This is a genomic window from Rhodophyticola sp. SM2404 (genome assembly GCF_053570515.1).
In genome coordinates this window covers 179,881-203,660 of the sequence record NZ_JBSEDL010000001.1, presented here as the reverse complement: position 1 = coordinate 203,660, position 23,780 = coordinate 179,881, and the positions used below count along the sequence as shown (strand labels likewise).

The 23,780-nt window shown below is 55.8% G+C and carries 25 protein-coding genes, 1 tRNA gene and 1 pseudogene; 14 read left to right on the top strand and 13 right to left on the bottom strand.

Features of this window, described 5'->3' with window-relative positions; genetic code table 11:
- Nucleotides 1-43: 43 nt before the first annotated feature.
- The 7 genes from ACTYEO_RS01035 to ACTYEO_RS01005 all read left to right on the top strand — a co-directional run bounded on the left by ACTYEO_RS01035 (nt 44) and on the right by ACTYEO_RS01005 (nt 6,345).
- Nucleotides 44-808: an SDR family NAD(P)-dependent oxidoreductase gene (locus ACTYEO_RS01035; RefSeq protein WP_449321850.1), complete on the top strand. Its 765-nt coding sequence runs from the start codon at nt 44-46 to the stop codon at nt 806-808.
- Complete coding sequence (locus ACTYEO_RS01030) at nt 808-1,830, top strand: LacI family DNA-binding transcriptional regulator (protein ID WP_449321849.1); 1,023 nt, start codon at nt 808-810, stop codon at nt 1,828-1,830. Before ACTYEO_RS01035 ends, ACTYEO_RS01030 begins: the two co-directional genes overlap by 1 nt.
- Nucleotides 1,827-2,795, top strand: a complete 969-nt coding sequence (locus ACTYEO_RS01025) for a nuclear transport factor 2 family protein (RefSeq protein WP_449321848.1) — start codon at nt 1,827-1,829, stop codon at nt 2,793-2,795. Before ACTYEO_RS01030 ends, ACTYEO_RS01025 begins: the two co-directional genes overlap by 4 nt.
- A 66-nt stretch (nt 2,796-2,861) precedes the next feature.
- Nucleotides 2,862-3,827: a cupin domain-containing protein gene (locus ACTYEO_RS01020; RefSeq protein WP_449321847.1), complete on the top strand. Its 966-nt coding sequence runs from the start codon at nt 2,862-2,864 to the stop codon at nt 3,825-3,827.
- Between the two features lie 12 nt (nt 3,828-3,839).
- A complete protein-coding gene (locus tag ACTYEO_RS01015) occupies nt 3,840-4,964 on the top strand; it encodes a cobalamin-independent methionine synthase II family protein (protein ID WP_449321846.1) in 1,125 nt (374 codons plus the stop codon).
- Nucleotides 4,961-5,650 (top strand): alpha/beta fold hydrolase, encoded by a 690-nt coding sequence (locus ACTYEO_RS01010; RefSeq protein ID WP_449321845.1) that lies wholly within the window; start codon nt 4,961-4,963, stop codon nt 5,648-5,650. The genes ACTYEO_RS01015 and ACTYEO_RS01010 overlap by 4 nt, the downstream gene beginning before the upstream one ends.
- A complete protein-coding gene (locus tag ACTYEO_RS01005) occupies nt 5,650-6,345 on the top strand; it encodes an RraA family protein (protein WP_449321844.1) in 696 nt (231 codons plus the stop codon). Before ACTYEO_RS01010 ends, ACTYEO_RS01005 begins: the two co-directional genes overlap by 1 nt.
- Nucleotides 6,346-6,412: 67 nt before the next feature.
- On the opposite strand, the gene nanR is transcribed toward ACTYEO_RS01005, so the two are convergent.
- The 5 genes from nanR to ACTYEO_RS00980 all read right to left on the bottom strand — a co-directional run bounded on the left by nanR (nt 6,413) and on the right by ACTYEO_RS00980 (nt 10,929).
- A complete protein-coding gene (nanR, locus tag ACTYEO_RS01000) occupies nt 6,413-7,138 on the bottom strand; it encodes a transcriptional regulator NanR (protein ID WP_449321843.1) in 726 nt (241 codons plus the stop codon).
- 78 nt (nt 7,139-7,216) lie between these two features.
- A complete protein-coding gene (locus tag ACTYEO_RS00995; protein ID WP_449321842.1) occupies nt 7,217-8,491 on the bottom strand; it encodes a TRAP transporter large permease in 1,275 nt (424 codons plus the stop codon).
- Nucleotides 8,488-8,985, bottom strand: coding sequence for a TRAP transporter small permease (locus ACTYEO_RS00990; protein WP_449321841.1), 498 nt, complete (start codon nt 8,983-8,985; stop codon nt 8,488-8,490). Before ACTYEO_RS00990 ends, ACTYEO_RS00995 begins: the two co-directional genes overlap by 4 nt.
- Before the next feature lie 76 nt (nt 8,986-9,061).
- A complete protein-coding gene (locus tag ACTYEO_RS00985) occupies nt 9,062-10,042 on the bottom strand; it encodes a TRAP transporter substrate-binding protein (RefSeq protein ID WP_449321840.1) in 981 nt (326 codons plus the stop codon).
- Between the two features lie 56 nt (nt 10,043-10,098).
- Nucleotides 10,099-10,929 (bottom strand): phosphogluconate dehydrogenase C-terminal domain-containing protein, encoded by an 831-nt coding sequence (locus ACTYEO_RS00980; protein ID WP_449321839.1) that lies wholly within the window; start codon nt 10,927-10,929, stop codon nt 10,099-10,101.
- Nucleotides 10,930-11,046: 117 nt separating this feature from the next.
- On the opposite strand from ACTYEO_RS00980, the gene ACTYEO_RS00975 reads away from it, so the two are divergent.
- Nucleotides 11,047-12,426, top strand: a complete 1,380-nt coding sequence (locus ACTYEO_RS00975) for a four-carbon acid sugar kinase family protein (RefSeq protein ID WP_449321838.1) — start codon at nt 11,047-11,049, stop codon at nt 12,424-12,426.
- A complete protein-coding gene (locus tag ACTYEO_RS00970; protein ID WP_449321837.1) occupies nt 12,423-13,694 on the top strand; it encodes a ribulose-bisphosphate carboxylase large subunit family protein in 1,272 nt (423 codons plus the stop codon). Before ACTYEO_RS00975 ends, ACTYEO_RS00970 begins: the two co-directional genes overlap by 4 nt.
- Nucleotides 13,695-13,719: 25 nt before the next feature.
- Here the strand turns inward: ACTYEO_RS00970 and ACTYEO_RS00965 are convergent.
- The 4 genes and pseudogenes from ACTYEO_RS00965 to ychF form a co-directional block, all read right to left on the bottom strand.
- Nucleotides 13,720-13,989 (bottom strand): annotated as a pseudogene (locus tag ACTYEO_RS00965) (transposase); the annotation flags it as partial.
- Between the two features lie 485 nt (nt 13,990-14,474).
- Complete coding sequence (locus ACTYEO_RS00960; protein WP_449321836.1) at nt 14,475-14,771, bottom strand: DUF1330 domain-containing protein; 297 nt, start codon at nt 14,769-14,771, stop codon at nt 14,475-14,477.
- 449 nt (nt 14,772-15,220) lie between these two features.
- Nucleotides 15,221-15,310 (bottom strand) — tRNA-Ser (locus ACTYEO_RS00955).
- A gap of 80 nt (nt 15,311-15,390) precedes the next feature.
- Nucleotides 15,391-16,488, bottom strand: coding sequence for a redox-regulated ATPase YchF (gene ychF / locus ACTYEO_RS00950; protein WP_449321835.1), 1,098 nt, complete (start codon nt 16,486-16,488; stop codon nt 15,391-15,393).
- 127 nt (nt 16,489-16,615) lie between these two features.
- On the opposite strand from ychF, the gene trpA reads away from it, so the two are divergent.
- Both trpA and ACTYEO_RS00940 read left to right on the top strand, forming a co-directional pair.
- The gene (gene trpA, locus ACTYEO_RS00945) at nt 16,616-17,407 is read left to right on the top strand and encodes a tryptophan synthase subunit alpha (protein WP_449321834.1); all 792 of its coding nucleotides are present in this window, start codon (nt 16,616-16,618) and stop codon (nt 17,405-17,407) included.
- 75 nt (nt 17,408-17,482) lie between these two features.
- Nucleotides 17,483-18,646 carry an alpha-hydroxy acid oxidase gene (locus tag ACTYEO_RS00940; protein ID WP_449321833.1) on the top strand — a complete coding sequence of 388 codons (1,164 nt, stop codon included), beginning with the start codon at nt 17,483-17,485 and terminating at the stop codon, nt 18,644-18,646.
- A gap of 77 nt (nt 18,647-18,723) precedes the next feature.
- Here the strand turns inward: ACTYEO_RS00940 and ACTYEO_RS00935 are convergent, their stop codons facing one another.
- Nucleotides 18,724-19,875: an MFS transporter gene (locus ACTYEO_RS00935; protein WP_449321832.1), complete on the bottom strand. Its 1,152-nt coding sequence runs from the start codon at nt 19,873-19,875 to the stop codon at nt 18,724-18,726.
- A gap of 146 nt (nt 19,876-20,021) precedes the next feature.
- On the opposite strand from ACTYEO_RS00935, the gene ACTYEO_RS00930 reads away from it, so the two are divergent.
- Nucleotides 20,022-20,657: a 50S ribosomal protein L25/general stress protein Ctc gene (locus ACTYEO_RS00930; protein WP_449321831.1), complete on the top strand. Its 636-nt coding sequence runs from the start codon at nt 20,022-20,024 to the stop codon at nt 20,655-20,657.
- A gap of 61 nt (nt 20,658-20,718) precedes the next feature.
- On the opposite strand, the gene ACTYEO_RS00925 is transcribed toward ACTYEO_RS00930, so the two are convergent.
- Entirely contained in the window at nt 20,719-21,435 is a 717-nt protein-coding gene (locus ACTYEO_RS00925; protein WP_449321830.1) for an FkbM family methyltransferase, read from the bottom strand.
- Between the two features lie 111 nt (nt 21,436-21,546).
- Here ACTYEO_RS00925 and pth point away from each other — a divergent pair, with 111 nt between their 5' ends.
- Nucleotides 21,547-22,275: an aminoacyl-tRNA hydrolase gene (gene pth, locus ACTYEO_RS00920; protein ID WP_449321829.1), complete on the top strand. Its 729-nt coding sequence runs from the start codon at nt 21,547-21,549 to the stop codon at nt 22,273-22,275.
- Between the two features lie 79 nt (nt 22,276-22,354).
- Entirely contained in the window at nt 22,355-22,744 is a 390-nt protein-coding gene (locus ACTYEO_RS00915) for a DUF2237 family protein (RefSeq protein ID WP_449322209.1), read from the top strand.
- On the opposite strand, the gene ACTYEO_RS00910 is transcribed toward ACTYEO_RS00915, so the two are convergent.
- Both ACTYEO_RS00910 and ACTYEO_RS00905 read right to left on the bottom strand, forming a co-directional pair.
- Nucleotides 22,736-23,284 (bottom strand): helix-turn-helix transcriptional regulator, encoded by a 549-nt coding sequence (locus ACTYEO_RS00910; protein WP_449321828.1) that lies wholly within the window; start codon nt 23,282-23,284, stop codon nt 22,736-22,738. The two genes, ACTYEO_RS00915 and ACTYEO_RS00910, sit on opposite strands and share 9 nt — an antisense overlap.
- A 24-nt stretch (nt 23,285-23,308) precedes the next feature.
- Nucleotides 23,309-23,737 carry a hypothetical protein gene (locus ACTYEO_RS00905; protein WP_449321827.1) on the bottom strand — a complete coding sequence of 143 codons (429 nt, stop codon included), beginning with the start codon at nt 23,735-23,737 and terminating at the stop codon, nt 23,309-23,311.
- Nucleotides 23,738-23,780 lie beyond the last annotated feature (43 nt).

The following is a 23,780-nucleotide window of genomic DNA, read 5'->3' as shown; positions in this document are numbered from 1 at the left end:
GAAGGGCTTTGGTTTTTGAAGGTCGAAATTCAGGATCACTGTCATGAGCTTACCGCAGACACCCACCTTTCGGCTTGATGGAAAGCGCGCGCTTGTTACGGGTGCGTCTTCGGGAATTGGCTTGGCCTGCGCCGTGGCTTTGGGGCAAGCGGGGGCGGAGGTCACGCTTGCCGCCCGTTCGATTGACAGGCTAGAGGCCACCGCCAAAGCCATGACCGAAGCGGGTATGATGGCCAGCGCAATACGCATGGACGTGGCAGATGTGGCCAAAACCCAAAGGCAAGTCGCGGAGCTTGGCCCCTATGACATTCTGGTGAATTCGGCGGGGCTTGCACGCCATAGCGCCGCACTTGAGACCACGGAAGAGGATTTCGACTTGGTCAGCGGCCTCAACCTAAAGGGCGCTTATTTCCTGACCCAAGCGGTGGCAAAGGGCCTGATCGCGGCTGGCAAATCAGGCTCGCTGATCAATATTTCCAGCCAGATGGCCTATGTCGGCGGTATCGACCGCGCCGTGTATTGCGCCACTAAACATGGCATTGAGGGTTTCACGAAATCCATGGCCATCGAATGGGGGCCGCTTGGCATTCGGGTGAACACGATCTGCCCAACCTTCATCCGCACCGCGCTCACGGAGCAGACATTTGACAACCCAGACCGCGTGAAATGGCTGGAAGAAAAAATCAAACTCGGCCGTGTGGGTGAAGTCACGGATATCATGGGGCCTGTAGTCTATCTCGCGTCTGATGCCTCCGCTTTCATGACGGGGACACATCTTATGATCGACGGAGGTTGGACCGCTGACTGATGGAACATACGCGCATCACATCCATGCAAGTGGCCGAACGAGCGGGCGTTAGCCAATCCGCTGTCAGCCGCGTCTTTACACCAGGTGCATCGGCCAGTGCCAAAACCATCGCCAAGGTTAAAAAAGCAGCCGAGGAGCTTGGCTATCGCCCCAATCTTGTCGCTCGGGCCATGATCACGGGCAAAAGCCGGATCATCGGCTTGGTCGTGGCCTATCTGGATAATCAGTTCTATCCGCAGGCGCTCGAACATCTTTCCAATGCCCTGCAGGACAAGGGTTACCATGTCCTTGTTTTCACCGCGACCAACAGCCCAGAAAAGGTCGAAGAGGTGATGCGCGACCTGCTTGATTATCAAGTGGACGGGATCATCACGGCTTCGGTTGCGGTCACATCGGACCTTTCCGATAGATGCAAAGCGGCAGGTATCCCCGTGGTCATGTTCAACCGTGGTCAAGACGGGGTCGAGACCAATGCTGTGACCTCGGACAACCTAGCAGGGGGCCGCAAGATCGCGGAGTTTCTGGTAGAATGTGGCCATACGCGCATCGCCCATATTTCGGGTTGGGAAGGGTCTTCCACGGGACGGGATCGCCATCAGGGTTTTGTCGCGGGGCTGGCTGCCCATGGTCTTGCTCCCATGCAAATCATTGATGGGATGTATGACCGCAACGTCGCGAGCCAAGCCGCGCGGGATTTGATGGCCTTGCCGCAACCGCCTGATGCCATTTTTGTGGGCAATGATCATATGGCCTTTGCGGTCATGGACACGCTGCGCTTTGAGCTTGGCCTCAGAATTCCCGAGGATGTTGCGCTTATCGGCTATGATGATGTGCCTCTCGCAGCCTGGCCGTCATATGATCTCACAACTGTGCGTCAACCGCTCAACCGGATGGTGGATGCAACAATTGATATGCTCATCGCGCAAATCGACGAAGGGGTTGTCACGCCCCGACGGGTCTCCTTCGATGGCCCGTTGATCCTACGCGGCACAACCCGCCAACCCAAAGGACAAACGATATGAAGGGTTTTAACCCCAAGTGGAAAGACTTCCCCGATTACATCATCGGTATCACCAAGGAAATTTGGGAAGATCGCGGGGTGGGCACGCTGAACCATTATTACGCGCCCGACATTCCGGTGCGCACACCAATGGGTGTGGCTATCGGAAATCAGGCAACGATTGCAGCCACCATGGCCACGATTAACGAGTTTCCGGATCGGGAGCTTTTGGGGGAGGATGTCATCTGGTCAGGCAATGAGGATGACGGTTTTTTATCGTCGCATCGACTGCTGACCAAGGCCACCCATACCCGCGATGGTCAGTTCGGTCCGGCAAGCGGCAAACCATGGGTCGTACGCGTGATCGCAGATTGCGCGGCCAAGGACGATGTCATCTATGACGAATGGTTGGTCCGCGATTATGGCGGCGTTGTGCGCCAACTGGGGATGGACCCGAAAGACTTTGCCGCTGGCTTGATTGATAAAGAGGGCGGGCCAAGCCATGCGAAACCCGTTTTTACGCCTGCGATGGATGTGGAAGGCGATTATAAAGGCCGAGGCAATGATAACCCTTGGGGCCAAAAATACGCAGATATCCTGACGCGGATCATGGAAACCGATTTCACGACGATAAACCGTGATTTCGACCGTGCGGTTATCGGCGAATATGCAGGCGCGCAAACCTCTATCGGACGCGCGGGTTGCATGGCGTTCTGGGTTGGATTGCGGTCGTCTTTCCCCAATGCCACCTTCAAGATCCATCACCAGATCGGCATGGATGCAGATATGCTCTCGCCTCGCGCTGCAATCCGTTGGTCGCTTGATGGGGTTCATGATGGCTGGGGCAGTTTCGGAGAGCCGACAGGCGCTGCGGTCCATGTCATGGGCATGTGTCACGCAGAATTCGGACCATGGGGGCTGCGCCGCGAATTTGCGCTCTATGACGAGGTCGCAATCTGGAAACAAATTCTAATGGGGGCGGCTTGAAGGGGCTTTTGCAATGCATCGCCCGCAGAAATCAATCCAAGCGCCTTTGACCGGAGGGAGAGGAAGATGACACCCGCTGATATGGAAGCCCGAATCGTTCGCTATGGCGATTTGCACCCTTGCAAAACCGCCTTTATCGACGCGCATACGCCCGGCTCGAACCAGAAAGAGAATTTTACGATCATCGGTGGTGGTGTCTCGGAATCGCCCGATCAGCACGTCCATATTGCAATCCCGCACGGCTTCAATATCGGGGCTGCGGGCCAGCCTCCGAAATGCCGCAACTCATTGCACAGCCATCGAACGGCCGAGGTGTTTTTCGTGCTCAAAGGCCGCTGGCGCTTCTTTTGGGGCCGCCATGGCAATGCGGGTGAGGTTGTTTTGGAAGAAGGGGATATCTTCAATATCCCGACAGGTATCTTCCGCGGCTTTGAAAACATCGGCACGGATTACGGAATGATCATGGCGATCCTTGGCGGGGATGATGCGGGTGGCGGAGTGATCTGGGCGCCTGAAGTGATCGAAGATGCCAAAGACCATGGCTTGATCCTTGGTGAGAATGGCAAGCTCTATGACAGCAAGGCGGGGCAATCTTTGCCGCAGGGTGTCAACCCGATGCCCTTGTTGAATGACGCTGAGTTAAAGAATTTTCCCGAACCGACCACGCATGACGTCGTGCCCAAATTTGTCGCGCGATACTGGGATATGATGGCCTTGGCCGATCGCAAACCCGCCCTCGTCATCGGCGAGACGGGCATGCTGCAAGACAAACCCGGCTTCGAGGTCGGTTTCGTGAACCGCAATTCTGCAACGCCAGAGATGCACCAGCATGATGTTCCAAGTGTGTTGATGCCCATGCGCGGCCATTGGCGCGTAATCTGGGACGGCGGTGAGGCGACCCTTGCCCCGGGCGATACAATCTCGGTGCCTGAAAACCTTATGCATACTGCCGTGCCATCCATGACTGGCGAGGCCAGCATGTTTCATATTGTTGCCACAAGCGACCCTGCCGGTCACACCTGGCTTGGATAAAAGGAAGCGAAAATGTCCAATATCAGAACAACCCATGTCGGATCGCTGCCACGGACGCAGAAGGTCGTTGATTTCATCTTCGCACGTGAACGCAACGAGACCTATGATCAATCCGCCTTTGACGCATGTATGACCGAAGCGGTTGATGCGACCGTTGCGAAACAGGTCAAAGCAGGGGTCAATATCGTCAGCGATGGTGAAACCTCAAAGATCAGCTACGCCACCTATGTCAAAGACCGCTACACTGGGTTCGACGGGGACAGCCCGCGCAATGCGCCCGCTGATCTCAAACTGTTCCCCAGCTTTCTCAAACGTCTTGCCGATGATGGTGGTACGCCCAAATACGCCCGCCCGATGTGCGTTGGAGAGGTCAAATCCAAAGGTCAGAGTGAGCTGCAAAAAGACATCAGCAATCTCAAAGCGGCCATGGCCAATCACGGGGTTGATCACGGCTTCATGAATGCGGCGTCGCCTGGGGTTATCTCGCTCTTTTTGCAAAATGATTTCTATAAAACGCGCGAGGCCTACCTTGCGGCTTTGGCAGATGCGATGAAGGAAGAATACGAGACCATCGTGGCCTCGGGTCTTGATTTGCAGCTCGATTGCCCTGATCTCGCCTTGGCCAAGCATATGCTGTTTCAGGACGTGACCGATGAAGAATTCGTCAAGATCGCGGCGGGTCATGTCGAGGCGCTGAACCATGCCCTATCTGATATTCCAGCGGATAAGGTGCGTATCCATATTTGTTGGGGCAATTATGAGGGGCCGCATGTCTGTGACATCCCGATGGCCAAAATGTTCGACACATTGATGTCGGCCAAAGCGCGTTATGTGCTGTTCGAGACGTCAAATCCCCGCCATGGGCATGAATGGACGACCTTCCGCGACCGCAAGAATGACATCCCCGAGGATAAGATCCTCGTGCCAGGTGTAGTCGATACCACCACGAATTTCGTCGAGCATCCCGAACTTGTTGCGCAACGTCTGGACCGCTTTATCAGTATCGTGGGCGCTGATCGCGTTATCGCAGGGTCTGATTGCGGCTTTGGCACATTCGCAGGGTTCGGCTCGGTTGATCCTGATATCGCTTTCGCCAAATTGCGTGCGCTGTCTGATGGAGCCGCACTGGCGTCATGACACCTCTCGTTCTGCTTCCCGGAATGATGTGCGATGCGCGGCTTTGGTCCGGGCAAATCGCTGCATTCTCGGGCGAGCGAGTGGTTCATACCGCTCCAATGGTCCGCTCGGAGATATCCGAAATTGCGGCAGATATCCTTTCAAATGCACCCCCCATCTTTGCGTTGGCAGGGCTGTCGATGGGGGGGATTGTTGCCATGGAAATTCTGCGGCAGGCCCCTGAACGGGTAGAGCGTCTGGCATTGCTGGATACAAACCCATTGCCCGAATTGGCAGAAGTTGCAGCACGGCGCGAGCCACAGATCGAAAAGGTCCAGCAGGGCAAACTTGATGCCGTGATGCGGGACGAAATGAAACCGAACTATTTGGCCGATGGACCGAACCGCCCCGCGATACTTGACCTTTGTATGGAGATGGCGCAATCGCTTGGACCCGAGGTTTTTATTGCCCAATCCCGCGCTCTTCAATCGCGCCGGTCCCAAATCGAGACCCTCAAGGCGAGCGACATCCCCACGCTCATTCTTTGCGGGCGGGATGACAGGCTTTGTCCTGTTGAACGGCATCAATTGATGCATGAGTTGATGCCCCACGCGACATTCACCATCATCGAGAATGCGGGCCATCTGCCGACACTTGAACAACCACAAGAAACCACAGCGGCTCTTGCGCGCTGGTTGGAGGCATAATGAATAAAGACCTGCTCAATCTCCTGCGCTCGGTCGATACGCCGACTGTGTGCAACGCCATTGAGGTCGCACAAGGCAAACGGGGCTTTAGCGCGTTCACGCGCGGCACAATGCTCTGCTCGGCCCCAGATGCCCCCCCAGTTGTTGGCTATGCGATCACCGCGAAGATACAGGCCGTTAATCCACCGACAGAGCCGCCCGAGGTTATCCGTGCCCGCCGCATGGCGTATTACAAATCCATGGCGGAGGGGGCAAACCCGAGCGTCGCTGTGATTGAAGATACGGATTTCCCGCATGCCATTGGAGCGTTCTGGGGCGAGGTAAACACCACGATCCACAAGGGCTTCGGCCTGTCGGGAACACTGACAAATGGCGTGATGCGTGACCTGGGTGATATGGCAGAGGGCTATCCTGTGATTGCGGGTTCTATTGGCCCCAGTCACGGCTTTGTCCATGTGACCGAGCTTGGCACCCCTGTGAAGGTTTTTGGCTTGGACGTGTGCCAAGGTGATTTGATCCATGCAGATCGACATGGCGCTGTGGTCGTGCCGCCTGAAGTGGTGGACCAATTGGCCAGTGCTATCCAGAAGATGCAGGAAACGGAGCAGCTTATCCTTGGCCCCGCCCGCGAGGCCGAATTTGACTTTTCAAAATTCGAGGCGGCTTGGGAGGCTTTCGAAAAATCGCGAACCTAGATGTTTGCGGGGGTAAGACAGAAGTTCTAAAGGCATTCTTGCAACGTCACCGACTTACGGCCCAAACTTAACCATTTTCGTAAAGTGGGTCTGAGCGATTAAGGTGATCTCCCATCAATCTTACTGCACCCGAGACATCCTTCGCTTCTAGCAAGTCCACGATACGGGCATGCTCCATCAAGGTGGTATCTTCTCTCCCCGACCAATGTAGAACAGGTTTATAATAAGCAGAAAGCCAAGACAGCATGGCTTGGGTTACCGCTTGAATCAGGGGGTTTTCCGTCAGTGCAGCAATCGCGACATGGAAGGCGATATCCGCTTCGATGAATGCTTTTTCCTGCCCCAGTTTGTCGCGCTGTGCCTCCACGAGTGCACGGAGGTTTGCGATGTTCTTTGGTGTGCAATTGCCCGCAGCAATCTGGATCGATCCGGCCTCAAGGATTTTTCGGAATTGCTTGAGGTTTTCCAGATTCGAAGGCTCGCTCGACAAAAGCAATTTTGCGATGCTGTCGACTTGATCAAATGCAATTCCGGGGGTGAGTTTATTGACCTTACTCCGCTCGCCATGGGAGATTGAGATCAACCCCTTGTTCGCCATGGATTGCAGCGCTTCCCGAACAGCGGGACGGCCCACATTGAAACGCTCCATAAGCGCCCGCTCGGAGGGCATGGTATCACCCGGCGAAAGCTCACCCGATTGTACCATTGCCCAAAGGCGATCAAAAACCTGATCCGACAATTTCTGACGAACTATAGGGGCGTCAATGGGATCAAAATCAACCTTAGCGCTCATTTTGCGACGTTCTCCTCTGTTTCGTTTCTCCAGTATTCACACATATATGACAAGATAACCACCCGACCTGCTGCTTGGCTATTGCATCACGTCTCGTAGAAATAGCGAAACTTGCGGCACATAAGTTATGATCATCAGGGCGGTGATCATCGTCAAAACGGGAATGACCAGCGTTTTGAACATCCGCTGAACCGGAATATTGGCCACTTGTGCGGCGGCAAACAGATTCACCCCCAAAGGCGGCGTGAACATACCCAAGGCAAGGTTCACCACAATGATGATCCCGAAATGTACCGGATCAATACCGAAAGCCATGGCAACAGGCGTAAGGATCGGCGCAAGCACAAGGATGGCCGCTGATGTTTCAATGAACATACCGATGAAGAACAGCAGCGCGTTGATGGCCAACAGGAAGGTCCAGGCACTGGTAAAGGTACCTTGCGCCCAAGCACCGACAGCATTTGGCATTCCGGACAGGCTGATCAAAAAGCTGAACAGGGATGCCGCAGCGATGATCAGCATGACAGCCCCCGACGAGATCGCGGCACTTTTGAACAATTCCGGCAGGTCGCGCAGGGTCATCTCTTTGTAGACGACAAGCCCGAGGAAGAGGGCATAGACAACCGCAATCGCGGCCGCCTCGGTTGGAGTGAAAATACCCCCATAGATGCCACCAAGAATGATTACAGGCATCATCAAGGCCCAGAAGGCGCTGAAAAAAGAGCCGATGATTGGTTTTTTGTCTTCTCCGTCCAGCTTTCCGTGGCCCTGCATACGACACCAGATTTGCACCATAAGGATAAGTGCCGCCGCCACCAGCAGACCAGGACCGATCCCGGCGATGAACAGCTGGGTGATCGAGGTCTGGGTCGAGACCGCAAAGAGGATCAGGGGCACGGAGGGCGGGATGATCACGCCAAGCTCCGAGGAAGACGCCTGGATAGAGGCCGCCATGTTGACAGGATATCCATGCCTAATCATCGCGGGGATCAAGATTGAGCCGATGGCAAAAGTTGTGGCAACCGAGGAACCGGAAATCGCAGCAAAGACCATACAGGCCACGACACAAGTGCTGGCCAATCCGCCTTGAGTGCCCCCTACAAGGGATTTTGCGAAATCTACCAGACGATGTGACACGCCACCCTTCGTCATAAGGTTTCCTGCAAGAATAAAGAAAGGCACAGCCATCAGCGGAAAGCTATCAAGGCCTGTGAACATCTTTTGCGGAACAACCAGCAAAGGTAGGTTGGAGAAGAACACGATACCGAAAATCGACGCCAGCGCGATTGAGACCGCGACAGGGATGGTGATCGCGAAAAAGAAGATAAGCGAAAAGGCGAGCGCACCGTTCATGTTGATACCTCCACTGCGCTGAGATGTCCGCGCTCGGCGTCAAGATGTGCAAGAAAGAGGCCCGGAATGGCCAGCAACGCGCCTATCGGGATCGATACATAGAACCATGCAACCGACACATTGAGCATGGCGACCTGCTGGTTCACGACGCGTAAGGTCATTTGATAGCCGTACCAAATGAGAACACACAGAAACAGGGCGATGGCTGCAGTGACAATCCGGATTATCCAGATTTGCTTGTTCTGCGGCAGAAGGCTGCGCAACACATCAATGGGGATCATTTTGCTATAACGGATTGCGGGTCCCATGATCAGGAATACACCCCAGACAATCACCGCGCGGGCAAGCACCTCTGACCAGACCGCTGCATCGTTCAGAATGAAACGCGTCAAGACCTGATAGAACACCAGAAGCGCTGCAACCGCGAGCATCGAGGCCGCAAGATAATGCGTCATACGAACGATAGTCTCAGACAGCTTGATCAAAAAGTTCATGTTCCCCTCCCTTGAGAAAAAGGGCGCCACACGAGATTTCGTCCGGCGCCCCCAGTTTGTATTAGCTTAGGAACGCTTACTGCTGTGCAGCTTGGATGTCCGCGATCAGATCGGCAACGCCCATCTGCTCTGCGAACTGCGCATATGCAGGCGCAACCGCAGCAGCAAAGGCGGCCGAGTCGACCGATTCTACCACCTGCATGCCATTTTCACGGAGGAGGGCTACGCCATTAGCTTCGTTCTCGGCGACTGTTGCACGGGTTGCCGCAGCGGCCGCTTGGCCAGCAGCGATGAACCAACCCTGCTGCTCTTCCGTCAGGCCATCCCAACGGCTTTCGGACATGACGACAACGGCAGGCGAATAGACATGCTGTGTCAATGTCACATGCTCTTGGATTTCCCACATGTTATTGGCAACCAGAACAGGGATAGGGTTTTCCTGACCGTCGATGGTGCCTTGCGCCAAGGATGTCAGAACTTCGGTCCAGCTCATTGGTGTCGGGTTTGCGCCTGCCGCCTCGAAGGCCGCGATATGTACCTGATTTTCCATGGTACGAAGCTTCAGACCCTCAAGGTCTTCAGGCACGTTGATCGGACGGATATTGTTGGTAACATTGCGGAAGCCGTTTTCACCCCAAGCCAGACCAACAAGACCGTGGTCCTGGAACTCTTCCAGAAGGCCTTGGCCGATTGGACCATCAAGAACGGCATGTGCTTGATCGTAGCCTGCGAAGAGGAACGGGAAATCAAGTGCATAGATTGCCGGTACGAAGTTACCGATCGGGCCAGTCGACGAGATCGCGAGATCAACAGTACCGATCTGCATTCCTTCGATCACGTCACGTTCGCCACCCAATGCACCTGCTGGACGCAGATTGATCGTGATGGAGCCACCAGACAGTTCAGCCATCGTATCAGCAAAGGCTTGGCCGCCATCACCATAGTGTGACTCAAGGGGTGGTGTGAAAGCCAGATTGAATTCCTGAGCCATGGCTGCACTTGCAGTCATCCCCAAAACAACGGCTACACCAGTCAGTGTGTTGTTCAACATACGCATTTGGTTTCCTCCCTTTAGCGTTCTTTGTAATCAGGCAGAGGCCCGATAACCTTGGATCAGGTGATCCGGTCGACACTCGCTGCGATTTCGTCATCGTCGAAACAGCGCAACCAGTCGTCTTTCATCAGGACCGGAATCCCGAATTCAATTGCTTTATTGGCCGCGTCGGAAAACACGCCCTTGTGCTCGTCAAAAATGACCGCGCCCATGATATTCATATGGCCGAGCAGAAAGTCGCGAGCGCATTCAAAAGGGACGCCCTTCTTGACGACTTCATCCATCGCCATGCGCAACACCTTCAAAAGCGAGCCGTTGACCGTTTCGGACAGGCCCGGCTCGAGCAAGGCGAACTGCTTGAGCGTCACACGATGTGACCGCACAACAGGCGCATAGATCGCTTTTCCTACGCGTTCTCCCAAAGCGTAGTCTTCTTCTGGGCCCTGAACCAAAACATTCACAATGCCCTGATCCGCCGAGATACCTCCAAAGTAATCGCGGCGCTGCTCGGTCGAGTTCACATTATTCCAGATCGGAGGGTGGCAGGGATGCGACATGAAATAGGTCACGTCAGCGCGCTCAGGCATATGGCCCGCAAACGGAGCCGCACCGTCGAGAACGAAAATCATTGCTCCCGATTTTACTTTGTCGATGATCCCGTGGGACACCTTGCCAATCAGCGTGTCAGGCACGGCAAGCACAATGATATCCGCGCCATCCAGAGCCACATCCACATCCACGCAATCCACGCCGTAAGCTTCGCGAACAGCAGCGCGCCCTGCTTCGGACACCTCGACATGCATGGTTTCGAATTCATTGTTCTTGGCGAGGTTTGCACCAAGGCGCATCCCCATTTTTCCACCCGCACCAAACAAAGCCAGTTTCGGCATGAATTCTCCTCCCGTGTTTCCCGCCATCCGAGCGGGAATAAATTGACAACTGGTATAATCAGTAGCTAAGTATGTGTTTATGTCAAACGCTTTTTATTCGGCAAGGAGCGAACCGCTATGAGGCAACCGATAAACGCACTGCCGGACGGACCTCTCGTCGCTTGGTATGCTGATGACTTCACGGGGGCGGCGGCTGTGATGGAGGTGCTGACCTTTGCAGGTTTGCCTGCCATGCTTTTTCTGGAGCCACCAACTCAGGAACACCTCGCCAAGTTCCCTGATTTGAAAGGCATTGGCGTTGCTTCAACCGCGCGTGCGCAATCCCCCGAATGGATGGATGCCGAACTGCCAGAAATTTTTGCGAAACTAGCGGCCCTGAACCCGGCCTTAATGCATTATAAAGTTTGCTCTACCCTAGATTCTTCACCAGAAATCGGGTCCATCGGTCGGGCCATTGAAATCGGTGCAGACACCTTTTCACCCGCCGCTGTTCCGATCCTGATCGCAGCTCCGCAGATGCGGCGATATCAATCCTTCGGGCATTTATTTGCAGGCTTTGGTGATGCGGTTTTCAGGCTGGATCAGCACCCTGTCATGTCGCGCCATCCCGTGACGCCAATGTGTGAATCGGATGTGGCAAAACATATCGCCCTGCAATCAGCCAAACTGGATACGCGCTGCCTGAACTTGGAAGATATTTCCGCTGGAACGCTTCTGCCAAAAACCGCCAAAATCCCAGCTCGGATTGATACGGTCACGCTCGATTGCATGGATGAGGCGACAGAATCAGCCGTTGGACATCTGCTCTGGGAAGGGCGTCATACCAATCGCTTCGTCGTTGGGTCTCAGGGTGTGGAATACGCCCTCGTGCGCCACCTGCAAGATAAGGGCAAGATTGAAAAAACTCCCGCTGCAAAAGGGATCGGGCGGTCGGAGCGGATGATTGTTGTATCGGGGTCAGTCTCACCCACCACTGCCGCACAAATTTCATGGGCCAAGGCAAATGGATTTGAAGGTATTGCTTTTGATACGACCAGTGTCTGCAAAGGCCCTGACATCCTTGAAGGCGAGATCACGCGCTGCGTTACGGCCTGTCTTGAGGCAATAGAGCGGGGTTTAGACCCTCTGGTCCATACCGCAGAGGGTCCGGATGATCCCGCGGTTGAAACTTTTACAAAGGCCGTCGCCCAAATGGGCCAGAAGATGTCGCAGGCCAATCAAAAGGTCGGCGAGGCCCTTGGGCAGGTTCTACATCAAAGCTTGATGCAAAGCAGCGTGCAGCGCGCCGTGGTATCAGGTGGCGACACGTCAGGTCATGCGACACGGCAATTAGGCATTTATGCTCTATCGGCGCTGGCCCCCACCATTCCTGGTGCTGCCTTGTTTCAAGCACATGCAGAGGGGCCAATGGATGGGCTTCAGCTTGCACTAAAGGGCGGCCAAATGGGCAGCCATGATTACTTCGGCTGGATCCGAAGCGGAGGAGGACCCCGATGACCCGAATTACAGCAACCTATGACATTGAGACCCCAGTAGGCCTTGAGCGCGCGGCACAGGTGCTTGCAGGCGAGCAATCCACAGGCACATTCACCAGATTGGCCTCCGAAACAGATGCCCTGCGCGAACGCTCCGCCGCACGGATCGAGGCGATCGAGGTCACGGGCAGCAGCTCCACGCCCTCGCTCCCATGCCGCAAGACCGCAGAGCGTTACGAGCGTGGCACCGTCACCATCAGCTGGTCGCTGGACAATTTCGGCACCTCCTTGCCAACCCTGCTCTCTACATTGGCGGGCAACCTGTTCGAACTGGCCGAGCTTTCCGCCATTCGCCTTACCGATATGTATCTGCCAAGCGTCTTCGCCGCAGATCATCCCGGCCCTCAATTCGGCGCAGAAGGCACGCGGGACTTCATGGGCGGCCATCAAGGCCCCCTAATCGGAACGATCATTAAACCAAGCGTCGGTTTAAGCCCCACAGAAACTGCCGCCCTCGTCCAAACACTTATTGATGCGGGGATCGACTTCATCAAGGATGACGAGCTGCAGGCAAACGGACCCCATTGCCCGTTTGAAGAACGCGTCAGTGAAGTGTCCCGTGTTCTGAATGCTCATGCAGACAAAACGGGCAAAAGGATCATGTATGCGTTCAATCTCACGGATGAGATTGATCAGATGTGGCGCAATCTTGACCTACTGGAAACACATGGCGGCACCTGCGCAATGGTGTGCATGAATTCCGTCGGACTGACGGGCCTGCGCGCGCTGCGCAACCGCAGTTCCATGACGATTCACGGACATCGCGCCGGATGGGGGATTTATTCACGCTCGCCCGATATCGGGATCAGTTTTCCCGTGATGCAAAAACTCTGGCGTCTCGCGGGTGCCGACCATTTGCACGTCAATGGCCTGTCCAACAAATTCACTGAAACCGATGATGTGATCGCGCAATCGGCGACCTCGGTCCAAACCCCAGTCTCTGATGGCGGACCGCCGCATCTGGCCATGCCTGTTTATTCGTCTGGGCAAACTGTTTGGCAGCTCGACCCTGCTCGCACCCTATTGAACAATGACGATTTCATCTTCTGCGCAGGCGGCGGTATTTTGAGCCATCCGGGCGGAGCAGCAGCAGGCGTTATCGCCCTTCGCCAAGCAGCAGATGCAGCGCGCAAGGGCGTAGACATAAAAGACTACGCAAAACAGCACCCCGAATTGCGGGCAGCAATCGACACATTCCCCGAGACGAAAGTCACATTAAAAGCTCTTTAATTTTCGCTTAGGCATCTCAGAAGTTTCCCGATGCGGCCTCCTTCAAGATTAGCTGGTCCAGCGTCAGGTCAGAAACTGCGCGACGCAGACGCTCGTTCTCTTTCTGCAGCCGCTTCAACTCCTTGAGTTGTTCTATGCCCATTCCACCGTACTTCTTCTTCCCGCGGTAATAGGTTTGTTCAGTCACGATGATCTGCCGGATCGCATCAATCTGGGGCATGCCTTGCCCCATTAGGACTTCAAACTGCCGTAACTTCACGACAATCTCTTCGGTCTTGGGTCTCTTAATAGCCATCTTTGGTCCTGCGCTTTCCTAACTATAGGGGCGGACCACTTGAATGGGGGAGGCTAACGACATGACCCCTGAACAGGCACAACGCCTTATGGCGGCATCAAGTGGCCTCCTTGCTGCGAGTCAATCTCTCCAAGCTTCTGAGAGCGCCAACTATACGCAACCGCAAATGACACGTTTTCTTAGAAACCGCTGGCGGATAAATGGAAACCAGATGTGCCAATACAGTGATGGCAGCGTCCTGAACATGGGCATCAACTTATGCCCACTATCCATTTAATCCATACCAAGTAGACGCAATACAAGCGTGGTTGAGGCCCAAAGGTTCACACGTGCTTCTGGACTCCTAATACCCAACCCTGCCACGCTCTCAGCCCCGCTACGGGCCATCCAAAGGCTTGCTGCGGGTCGACTGGGTAAACCAGTCACAACAAATTTCTGATGCCAACGCCATGCCAACTCATATATTTGCTATGGTTGCGGCTGAACTACTCAGCGCCCTCAATGATCATCAGATCAGTATCAGAACATGTTTCCCGCACAGCCTTTGCTGCTTGGTACTCGGCACTAAAGTAGAACGTTTCGGCAGCGTTCTTGCTCTCAAACTCAATCATCATCACAGTGCCAGCGAGGTCACCTTCGTGCCTGTCCGCTAAGGGGCCTCTAGCCAGAACCTTACCGCCATATTTCTTGATGGCTGGTGCTGCCATCCCTGAAAATTCTTGGAACATTTCAGCGTCAGTGACCCGAATGTTCGCCACCAAGTACCCCTTTGGCATTTCCATACCTCCAACCTTTTAATCTGATATGTCCTCTCTCAGATTTACACGCGCGTATTAGAATAACCAGTCTTTCCTCCAGAGTGGTGTCGGGTTGTATGGCCACGATAAGACTTCGCGTAAGATTGCATTTCGATGTTCTGGGCTGTCACCCTACCCAAAAAGCTCCCATACCCCCCTGCCACGGCCACACCTCCGCACAAAACGATAGCAACGCGCGCGCGGGCGGGAGCAAACACGCAGCCACGCGCGTAGGACGGTGGCGCGCGCTAATCTCAACATTATGTCTAAGTTCGGCGCATGATTTGCCAGATCAGTCTATTTTAAGAAACTTTTGGCCTGCACGTATCGCCATTTCTTTGTGAAAGCGTCATGCGATGTGGGGACGAATTTGGGGACAAAATCCCCACATCAGCCTCTAAGCTCATGTAAAGATTGAGTATTAAGGGGAAAAGTGGCGGAGACGAAGGGATTCGAACCCTCGAGACCCTTCCGGGCCTACTCCCTTAGCAGGGGAGCGCCTTCGACCACTCGGCCACATCTCCGCTGGCGGGTCTAATGTGTCAGTTGGCGAAGGACAAGCAGAGATTTAGCCGAATTTGCCGAAGAAATACTTGAATTGCCCTCAGGCGTTGAACAGGAAATGCAAAACATCGCCATCCTTGACGATATAGCTTTTCCCCTCGACCCGCATTTTGCCCGCGTCCTTGGCCCCCTGTTCACCATTCAGCGCGATGTAATCCTCATAGGCGATCGTCTCGGAGCGGATGAAGCCGCGCTCGAAATCGCCATGGATCACGCCTGCGGCCTGCGGGGCGGCGGTGCCTTTGCGGATGGTCCATGCGCGGGCCTCTTTCGGGCCCACGGTGAAATAGGTCTCGAGGTCGAGCAATTCGTAGCCCGCGCGGATCAAACGGTCGAGGCCCGCCTCCTCCAGCCCCATTTCACCGAGGAACATTTCAGCTTCCTCGGCGTCCAACTGGCTGATCTCTTCCTCGATCTTGGCCGAGATAACCACGCAAGCCGCCCCTTGCGCGGCGGCCATTTCGGCCACGCGGGCCGATTGCGCATTGCCTGAGGCGGCGTTCTCTTCCTCGACGTTGCAGACATAGAGAATGGGTTTCGTGGTCAGAAGCTGCAGCATCTTCCATGCTTTGGCGTCTTCGTCATCCACCTCGACCAGACGGGCGGGTTTGCCCTCCTCCAGCATTGCGGCGGCTTGTTTGAGCAAACGTTCCTGCTGGATGGCTTCTTTATCGCCACCACGCACCTTGCGGGTCAGGTTCTGCATGCGTTTTTCGATGCTTTCAAGATCGGCCAGCATCAATTCGGTCTCGATGGTTGCGGCATCGGCAATCGGGTCCACGCGGCCCTCGACATGGGTGACGTCATCATCGACGAAACAGCGCAGGACCTGCGCGATGGCATCGGTTTCACGGATATTGGCAAGGAACTGATTGCCCAGACCTTCGCCCTTGGAGGCCCCCTTCACGAGGCCCGCGATATCCACAAAGGTCATGCGCGCAGGGATGATCTGTTTGGAGCTTGCAATCGCGGCCAGTTTATCGATGCGCGGATCGGGCACGGCGACATCGCCGACATTGGGTTCAATCGTGCAGAAGGGAAAATTTGCAGCCTGTGCGGCAGCCGTTTTCGTCAATGCATTGAACAAGGTCGATTTCCCGACATTCGGCAAACCCACAATACCCATTTTGAAACCCATGACCGCTCTCCGATATGCGCAAAATCCGCCTGCTTCTACGGCGGCGAGGAGGTTTGGGCAATGGCCCCCATTGATTTCTGCCCCCCTTTGGCCCAAACCCGTCCCGACTTTGGGACAAGAGGACGCCATGACTCGCATCGACGACACATTCGCACGGCTCAAGGCCGAAGGGAAAAAGGCTTTCGTGGCCTATGTCATGGCGGGTGACCCCGATTATGAGACCTCGCTGGAGATCGTCAAAGGCCTGCCCGAGGCGGGCGTCGATATTATCGAGCTTGGCCTGCCCTTCACCGATCCGATGGCCGATGGCTCGACCATCCAGCTTGCCGGCCAGCGCGCTCTTGATGGCGGGCAAAGCTTGGAGAAAACCCTGCAAATCGCCCGCGAGTTGCGCAAAGGGAATGACACAACCCCAATCGTGATGATGGGATATTACAACCCAATCTACAGCCGTGGTGTGGAGCGTTTTCTAAGCGATGCGAAAGAGGCTGGGATCGACGGCTTGATCATCGTGGATTTGCCGCCCGAGGAAGATGGTGAGCTGTGTATCCCCGCACAAAAAGCGGGCTTGAATTTCATCCGTCTGGCCACGCCCACCTCTGACGATAAGCGCCTTCCCAAGCTGTTGGAGAATACCAGCGGCTTTATCTATTACGTCTCGATCACAGGCGTCACGGGGGCTGCGGCGGCGCAATCGGGCGATGTTGGCCCTGAGGTTGCGCGCATCAAATCCCATACCGATCTGCCCGTGATCGTGGGCTTTGGTATCACCACGCCAGAGGCCGCCGAAAATATTGCAAGCGTTGCGGATGGGGCGGTTGTGGGCTCGGCCATCGTGAACCAGATCGCTGAAGGCAAGCCCGTGCCCGAGATTCTGGAGTTTGTGAAATCGCTGGCAGATGGGGCGCATCGCGCCTGATCCAATACGGATTGCCGCCGCCCTGCTGAATTGGTACAAAACTTTAACCAATCCAGCGCAAAGGGAGGCCGCGCCATGCCAGTCATCACCGAGATCGAAGATCTGCGCCGCCTCCATGAACGCCGCACACCGCGTATGTTCTATGATTATGCGGAATCTGGCAGTTGGACCGAGCAGACCTTTCGCGAGAATTCCTCGGATTTTGACCTGATCCGCCTGCGCCAACGCGTGGCGGTAGATATGTCGGGCCGCTCTACTGCCGCGCAGATGATCGGGCAGGATGTATCTATGCCAGTGGCTCTGGCCCCTGTGGGCCTGACGGGGATGCAGCGCGCCGATGGCGAGATCAAAGCCGCCCGCGCCGCCGAGAAATTTGGTGTGCCCTTTACGCTGTCCACAATGTCGATCTGTTCCATTGAGGATGTGGCCAAGAACACGAGCAAGCCCTTCTGGTTTCAGGTCTATACGCTGAAAGACAATGACTTCATGACGCGGCTTTTTGCGCGCGCCAAGGATGCAAACTGTTCCGCCATCGTGATCACGGTTGATCTGCAGCTTTTGGGACAGCGACACAAAGACCTTAAAAACGGGCTATCCGCGCCGCCCAAGCTCACGCCCAAATCCGTCGCCAATATGATGACAAAGGTGCAATGGGGCTGGGAAATGCTGCAAACAAAGCGGCGGTTTTTCGGCAATATCGTAGGCCATGTGAAGGGGATCACTGATCCTTCCTCTTTGAGTTCATGGACAGCGCAGGCCTTTGATCAGAGCCTTGATTGGGACCGGATCAAAGAGTTCCGCAAAATGTGGGACGGCCCCGTGATCATCAAAGGTATCCTTGATGTAGAAGATGCGAAGAAGGCCGCTGAGGTGGGCGCAGATGCGATCATCGTGTCGAACCATGGAGGGCGCCAGCTTGATGGGGCTTTGTCCTCGATCCGGATGCTCGAGCCCATTCTGGACGCGGTTGGCGATAAGATCGAAGTGCATCTGGATAGCGGCATTCGCTCGGGTCAGGATGTTTTGAAGGCCTTGGCGATGGGAGCCAAGGGCACCTATATCGGGCGCGCTTTCGTCAATGGTCTGGGAGCGATGGGTGAGGCAGGCGTGACCAAGGCGCTTGAGGTGATCCATAAGGAACTTGATGGAACCATGGCGCTTTGTGGGGAGCGGGAAGTGAAGGATTTGGGGCGGCAGAACTTGCTGGTGCCCAGAAACTTCTCGGGCGATTGGGCCTGAATGCGGTGAATGACGCGGCCCTGCGGGTCCGCGCAATGCCTCCGGCGGAAGTATTTGGAAAGCAAAGATGGGCAGGGTCAGGCGCGCCGAAGACGGGGCAGCAGGATCAGCGGGATCAGCAGAACCATCATGCCGACCACGATGAACGAGACCCGAAGCGATGTGATGGCCGAGAGCCAGCCCATCAAGGCAGGCGATAAGAAGAAGCCCAGAAAGCCAAAGCCCGAGACCCGCGCGATCACGGTGGAGCGCGTCTGAGAAGTGGCGCGGCGCCCGACCAGCCCCAAGGCCAGAGGGGCAATGACCGAGACGCCCATGCCCAGAATTGCAAATCCGAGATAGGCCACAAAGGGAACTGCTGCGATCGCTGCGATTATGGCACCGCTACAAGTCATCAATGAGGCCCAGAAAATGACCTTGGTATCATTGAGCCGCGAGGCGAGCGTTTGCCCTGTCAGGCGACCGATCCCCATGGTGAAGCCGAGCAGGAAGGGCCCGAGCGCCCCTTCGACAGCCCGCCCGCCAAGGGAGCGTTCCACATGCAAGGCAGACCAGCTTTCGATTGAGGCTTCGGTCATGAAGGCAATCATGACGACCAATCCGCCCAAGGCGATCAAGGCGTTCGGGAGTTTACGCGCCTCAGGCGTCGCTGCATCATCGGATTGAAAAGACGGCTCGATCCGCGTTCGGGTGACCAGCGCAAGGATGACGACAAAATAGAGCAGGAACACCAAAAACGCGGTTGCACCGGCTTCACGCAACAGGCCGGTCATCAGGGCCGAGAAGGCATAGGCGAATGAAAACATCGCGTGATTGAGACTCATCATCGGCCTGTCTTCGCGAGCCTCAATCTCGGAGACACGCGTGTTCATCAACACATCTGTCAGCCCTGAACAGGCGCCCGCAAGAAACATGGCCACTCCGAAAAGGGCGGGTGTCGGCGCCCATCCGATCAACAGGAAACTGCTGGCCATAGACATCACCGCCAGCGGCAAGCTGGAAGCCCTGAGCCAGCGTTCGAATTTGAGAGCGAGCCATATCGCCGACACCAGCCCGAAAGCCGAGAGCAAGAGCAATGTTCCAAACAGGCCATCGCCCACGCCGATCCGGAGTTTGATTTGTGGCACGAGAGCTGCGAATCCACCCCAACACATGCCAAGCATCATGAAGGCCAATGCGGGGCGTTGGGATAGCAAAAGGGTCTCGCGCAGGTCTTGAAGTATTCTCATGGCATCGCCGCTAGCCTGCCCTGAAGCACTATGCAATGGGTTGGCGAAAATTGCCTCTAGCCATCGCGGCGATTCACGTCTATACGCGCGACTTCAATCGGGCCCGACACCCTTGGAGGCGGCCCTTAATTATATGGAGAATAGCTATGGCTGGTGAGATTCCTGATCTTATCGCTGAGGCACGGACGGGGACAGGCAAGGGGGCCGCTCGTCAAGCTCGCCGTGAAGGCAAAGTGCCCGGTATCGTGTATGGTGGTGGTGCAGACCCCGTTGCGATCCAGATCCCCTTTAACGTGCTTTTGAAGCGCCTCAAGCAGGGTCGTTTCCTTTCGACACTGTTCAACCTGCAGGTTGAAGGCCAAGAAGATGTGCGTGTGATCTGCCGCGGTGTTCAGCGTGATGTTGTGAAAGACCTTCCAACCCATGTTGACTTTATGCGTCTGCGCAGGACCTCGCAGGTGAAACTTTTCATCCCTGTCGAGTTCATCAACAATGAGACCGCCCCTGGCCTCAAGCGCGGTGGTGTTCTGACCGTTGTACGCCCTGAAGTTGAACTGACGGTGACCGCAGGCGATATCCCTGATCACCTGACTGTTGATCTTGAAGGTTTGGAAATTGGAGATACGATCAACATCTCCAATGTGACCCTGCCTGCAGGTGCAAAGCCAACCATCGACCGTGACTTCGTTATCGCCAATATCACAGCACCTTCGGGTCTGGTGAGCGCAGATAACGCCGCCTCGGATGAAGAAGGTGGTGAAGCGGAAGCCGAAGCAGAATAAGACTGCGGCTTTTTGCTAACACAGATTTGAGGCGTGGCCCTTTGCGGGCTGCGCCTTTTTCTTATGTCTCTTTCTGATCCGTGCTCCAGACCCGCCGAAACCCGAGGATTTTGCGTGTCGAGACGACCGGATCATAGGTCATATCCATGGCGGACATGAAATCGACGATCTTCTTGATCACCTCGGCCCCGTATTTCTTTGGATGAAGCTCAAGCACGAAAAACCGCAAGGGGCATTTCCAGCGTTTGTCGAAGAGATGTTCTTCAGCACCTTCCACATCCATCAAGATGACATGTGGCCGATGCGCGGCAATCAGATCGGTGACAGATACAAGCGGCACCGTAACCTTGCGCCCGCTGCCGCCTGACAGGCTGGAGGCGGTGTAGAAATCAGCCAGATGAAACTCGGCCGTGCTGCCTTCGGGAACATCGCCTGCAACAGCGGCGTGCAGGACCGTGGCCTCAGCTTGACCGTTGCGGGCAAGATTGCCCTCAATCACTGGAATAAGGTCGGGGTTGGCCTCAACGGAAAGCACATTCGCCGCACCTGCCGCGCGGGCCGCAAGCGAGGAGACATAGCCTATACCAGCGCCAAGCTCCAACACGCGCGAGCCTTGCCGGATGCAGCGATCAACAGCGCGCGCTTCATCTTCTTCATAGGTGCCGTCGCGCAATTTTCCGACGATCTCATCGGCGGCCAAAGCTGCGGGAAGCCGTAAATCCAGACCATTGATCCCGATCGAGACCTCATCCGCGCTTGTTGATCCAGCCTGTGTCACGCCTCTGCGCCTCGGTTCTGTGTTGTTCCAAACTGGCCCCCAAACTTGCACAAGCGCCCTGCCCTGCCAAGTAGCTGGAACCGCGCCAAGTTCCGCGCTAGAGAAGGTGGCATGAAACTTTGGGTAGGGCTAGGCAATCCGGGCGCGAAATACGCGATGAACCGACATAATATCGGGTTCATGGCGCTTGAACGCGTGGCCGAAGACAAGGGCTTTGCGCCATGGCGCAGCAAATTCCAAGGCAGCCTGACCGAAGGCAATCTTGGCGGCGAGAAAGTGCTGCTTCTCAAGCCTGAAACCTTCATGAACCTCTCGGGCCAATCCGTGGGTGAAGCCATGCGCTTTTACAAACTGGCCCCCGAAGATGTGACCGTCTTTCATGATGAGCTGGACCTTGCGCCTGCCAAGCTGCGGCTGAAAACAGGGGGTGGGCATGCGGGGCATAATGGCCTGCGCTCGGTCCATGCCCATATCGGCGAGGCCTATAACCGCGTGCGGCTTGGCATCGGGCATCCGGGCCATAAGGATCGGGTTGCAGGTTTCGTGCTGTCGGATTTTGCAAAGGCGGATCAGGACTGGCTTGATGATCTGATGCGCGGCATCTGCGATGGTGCCGCGGAACTGGCCAAAGGGGATGGCAGCAAATTCCTTAACGCGGTGGCGCTGCGTGTAAACCCGCCACGATCGGGCACTGGTCAGGCCAAGCCGACCGAGAAAGGCGCGCCCAAATCCGACAACAAACCCACGCCCAAGCCACCTGCCGAGCCTAAACCTGAACCAGAAGCTGAGCCCGACACCCGCAGTCCGCTTCAACGATTGGCGGACCGGTTCAAATCGTGACGCTGGCTGCCCTTGCGCATCCTCGCGCAAGCTCTACCCTGAGAGGCGAGACCAGCAAGGAGCCTGTGATTTGTCCGAGATAGAGCCATCCATCAATGTGCACGGAGCGCCTTTGGCCAGTTGTTCGACAGACCCCGTCACGGGGTTCTTTCGCAACGGATGCTGCGATACAGGCGCGATGGATCATGGCTCGCATACGGTTTGCGCCGTGATGACGGCCGAGTTCCTCGCCTTTTCCAAATATCTTGGCAATGATCTGTCGACGCCTCGGCCAGAATTCGGCTTTGCAGGCCTGAACCCTGGCGATCACTGGTGCTTGTGTGCCTCGCGTTTTTTGCAAGCGCATGATGAAGGCGCGGCCCCCGATGTGAACCTTGCAGCCACGCATCAACGCGCATTGGATATCGTGCCGCTTGATGTTCTGGAGGCCTATGACATCACGCGACACCAAGATGATGGGTCAGCCTGAGATCGGCTCTTCGCTTTGCGCGCGCGGCGCGGGCTCTAGCTCCGGCGCGGGCAGCAGGCTTTCCCCCATTAGATCCTCGACAAACAGGCTGAGGAATTGCGGGCGGCCCGTGACCCCAGCCTTGCGATAGATCGCGTTTGTCTGCGCCTTTACCGTGCCTTCTGACGTCTCGCGAAGCTGTGCGATTTCCGTCAGGCTCATGCCTTTGAGCGCGAAAAGGGCGACATCCCGTTCAGCAGGGGTGAAGCCCCATTCGGTGAAATGCTCCTCCACCAATTCCATAAAGGCGCCCGAGGCCACACGTAGGGCCTGTTCCGCCGCGCGGGTTCTCCTGCGGGCGCGGCTGAGCAAAATCGCACTGAGCACCACCCCCGAAATCAGGCCGAGCGCCGCCGCGATTTCCATCGCCTCTTGGTAGCGCCAAGGCACCGGATTGATGGGAATACCCAGCACCGAGAAGATGATATCCGATACAAAAAAGATCGCGCAAAGCAATTGCAACACAAGGATCGTAGCATATGTGCCCGAGCGGTTCAGCATAGGCAAAGAATGCCGCTCACGGGATCAATCGTCATCGCCATCATCCCCGTCGTCATCATCCCCGTCGTCATCACCATCATCGTCATCATCGTCATCACGGTCGTCGCGGTCATCGCGATCATCATCGTCTCGCGCATCTTCCCTGTCATCGTCATCATCGCGACGAAAGCCCCAGATGCCCGCCTCTCCGTCATCGGAATAGCTGTAATCACGCAGGATTTCTCCATTGCGCGGGTCAAACACGATCTCGCGGGTGAAATCATTCCTCTCGGCAATGATGCGGACACGGCCCAGAAGCGTCCGGTTTGTTTCTTCAATTTCGAAGCCTTGGCGCTGCAACTGGTCAATCACCTGCTCGGTGACGCTTTGGGCCAAGCCTGCCCCCGCCAGAACAAGGATCAAACCACCACCAAGAAGTATTGAGCGAAACAGGTTCATCATTTCCAAATCCATGGGCTGTCTCTGGCTCTGCCAGAGACAGCCTAGAGGTTAAACG

Bases quoted from the DNA above. Each gene is read 5' to 3' on its own strand.
- ACTYEO_RS00910 (WP_449321828.1), bottom strand. From the start codon at position 23,284: ATGCTGAACCGCTCGGGCACATATGCTACGATCCTTGTGTTGCAATTG.
- trpA (WP_449321834.1), top strand. From the start codon at position 16,616: ATGACTCGCATCGACGACACATTCGCACGGCTCAAGGCCGAAGGGAAA.
- ACTYEO_RS00935 (WP_449321832.1), bottom strand. From the start codon at position 19,875: ATGAGAATACTTCAAGACCTGCGCGAGACCCTTTTGCTATCCCAACGC.
- ychF (WP_449321835.1), bottom strand. From the start codon at position 16,488: ATGGGTTTCAAAATGGGTATTGTGGGTTTGCCGAATGTCGGGAAATCG.
- ACTYEO_RS00975 (WP_449321838.1), top strand. From the start codon at position 11,047: ATGAGGCAACCGATAAACGCACTGCCGGACGGACCTCTCGTCGCTTGG.
- ACTYEO_RS01025 (WP_449321848.1), top strand. From the start codon at position 1,827: ATGAAGGGTTTTAACCCCAAGTGGAAAGACTTCCCCGATTACATCATC.
- ACTYEO_RS00940 (WP_449321833.1), top strand. From the start codon at position 17,483: ATGCCAGTCATCACCGAGATCGAAGATCTGCGCCGCCTCCATGAACGC.
- ACTYEO_RS01035 (WP_449321850.1), top strand. From the start codon at position 44: ATGAGCTTACCGCAGACACCCACCTTTCGGCTTGATGGAAAGCGCGCG.
- ACTYEO_RS01005 (WP_449321844.1), top strand. From the start codon at position 5,650: ATGAATAAAGACCTGCTCAATCTCCTGCGCTCGGTCGATACGCCGACT.
- pth (WP_449321829.1), top strand. From the start codon at position 21,547: ATGAAACTTTGGGTAGGGCTAGGCAATCCGGGCGCGAAATACGCGATG.
- ACTYEO_RS00990 (WP_449321841.1), bottom strand. From the start codon at position 8,985: ATGAACTTTTTGATCAAGCTGTCTGAGACTATCGTTCGTATGACGCAT.
- ACTYEO_RS01015 (WP_449321846.1), top strand. From the start codon at position 3,840: ATGTCCAATATCAGAACAACCCATGTCGGATCGCTGCCACGGACGCAG.
- ACTYEO_RS01030 (WP_449321849.1), top strand. From the start codon at position 808: ATGGAACATACGCGCATCACATCCATGCAAGTGGCCGAACGAGCGGGC.
- ACTYEO_RS00995 (WP_449321842.1), bottom strand. From the start codon at position 8,491: ATGAACGGTGCGCTCGCCTTTTCGCTTATCTTCTTTTTCGCGATCACC.
- ACTYEO_RS01010 (WP_449321845.1), top strand. From the start codon at position 4,961: ATGACACCTCTCGTTCTGCTTCCCGGAATGATGTGCGATGCGCGGCTT.
- ACTYEO_RS00985 (WP_449321840.1), bottom strand. From the start codon at position 10,042: ATGCGTATGTTGAACAACACACTGACTGGTGTAGCCGTTGTTTTGGGG.
- ACTYEO_RS00930 (WP_449321831.1), top strand. From the start codon at position 20,022: ATGGCTGGTGAGATTCCTGATCTTATCGCTGAGGCACGGACGGGGACA.
- ACTYEO_RS00960 (WP_449321836.1), bottom strand. From the start codon at position 14,771: ATGGAAATGCCAAAGGGGTACTTGGTGGCGAACATTCGGGTCACTGAC.
- ACTYEO_RS00970 (WP_449321837.1), top strand. From the start codon at position 12,423: ATGACCCGAATTACAGCAACCTATGACATTGAGACCCCAGTAGGCCTT.
- ACTYEO_RS00980 (WP_449321839.1), bottom strand. From the start codon at position 10,929: ATGCCGAAACTGGCTTTGTTTGGTGCGGGTGGAAAAATGGGGATGCGC.
- nanR (WP_449321843.1), bottom strand. From the start codon at position 7,138: ATGAGCGCTAAGGTTGATTTTGATCCCATTGACGCCCCTATAGTTCGT.
- ACTYEO_RS01020 (WP_449321847.1), top strand. From the start codon at position 2,862: ATGACACCCGCTGATATGGAAGCCCGAATCGTTCGCTATGGCGATTTG.
- ACTYEO_RS00905 (WP_449321827.1), bottom strand. From the start codon at position 23,737: ATGGATTTGGAAATGATGAACCTGTTTCGCTCAATACTTCTTGGTGGT.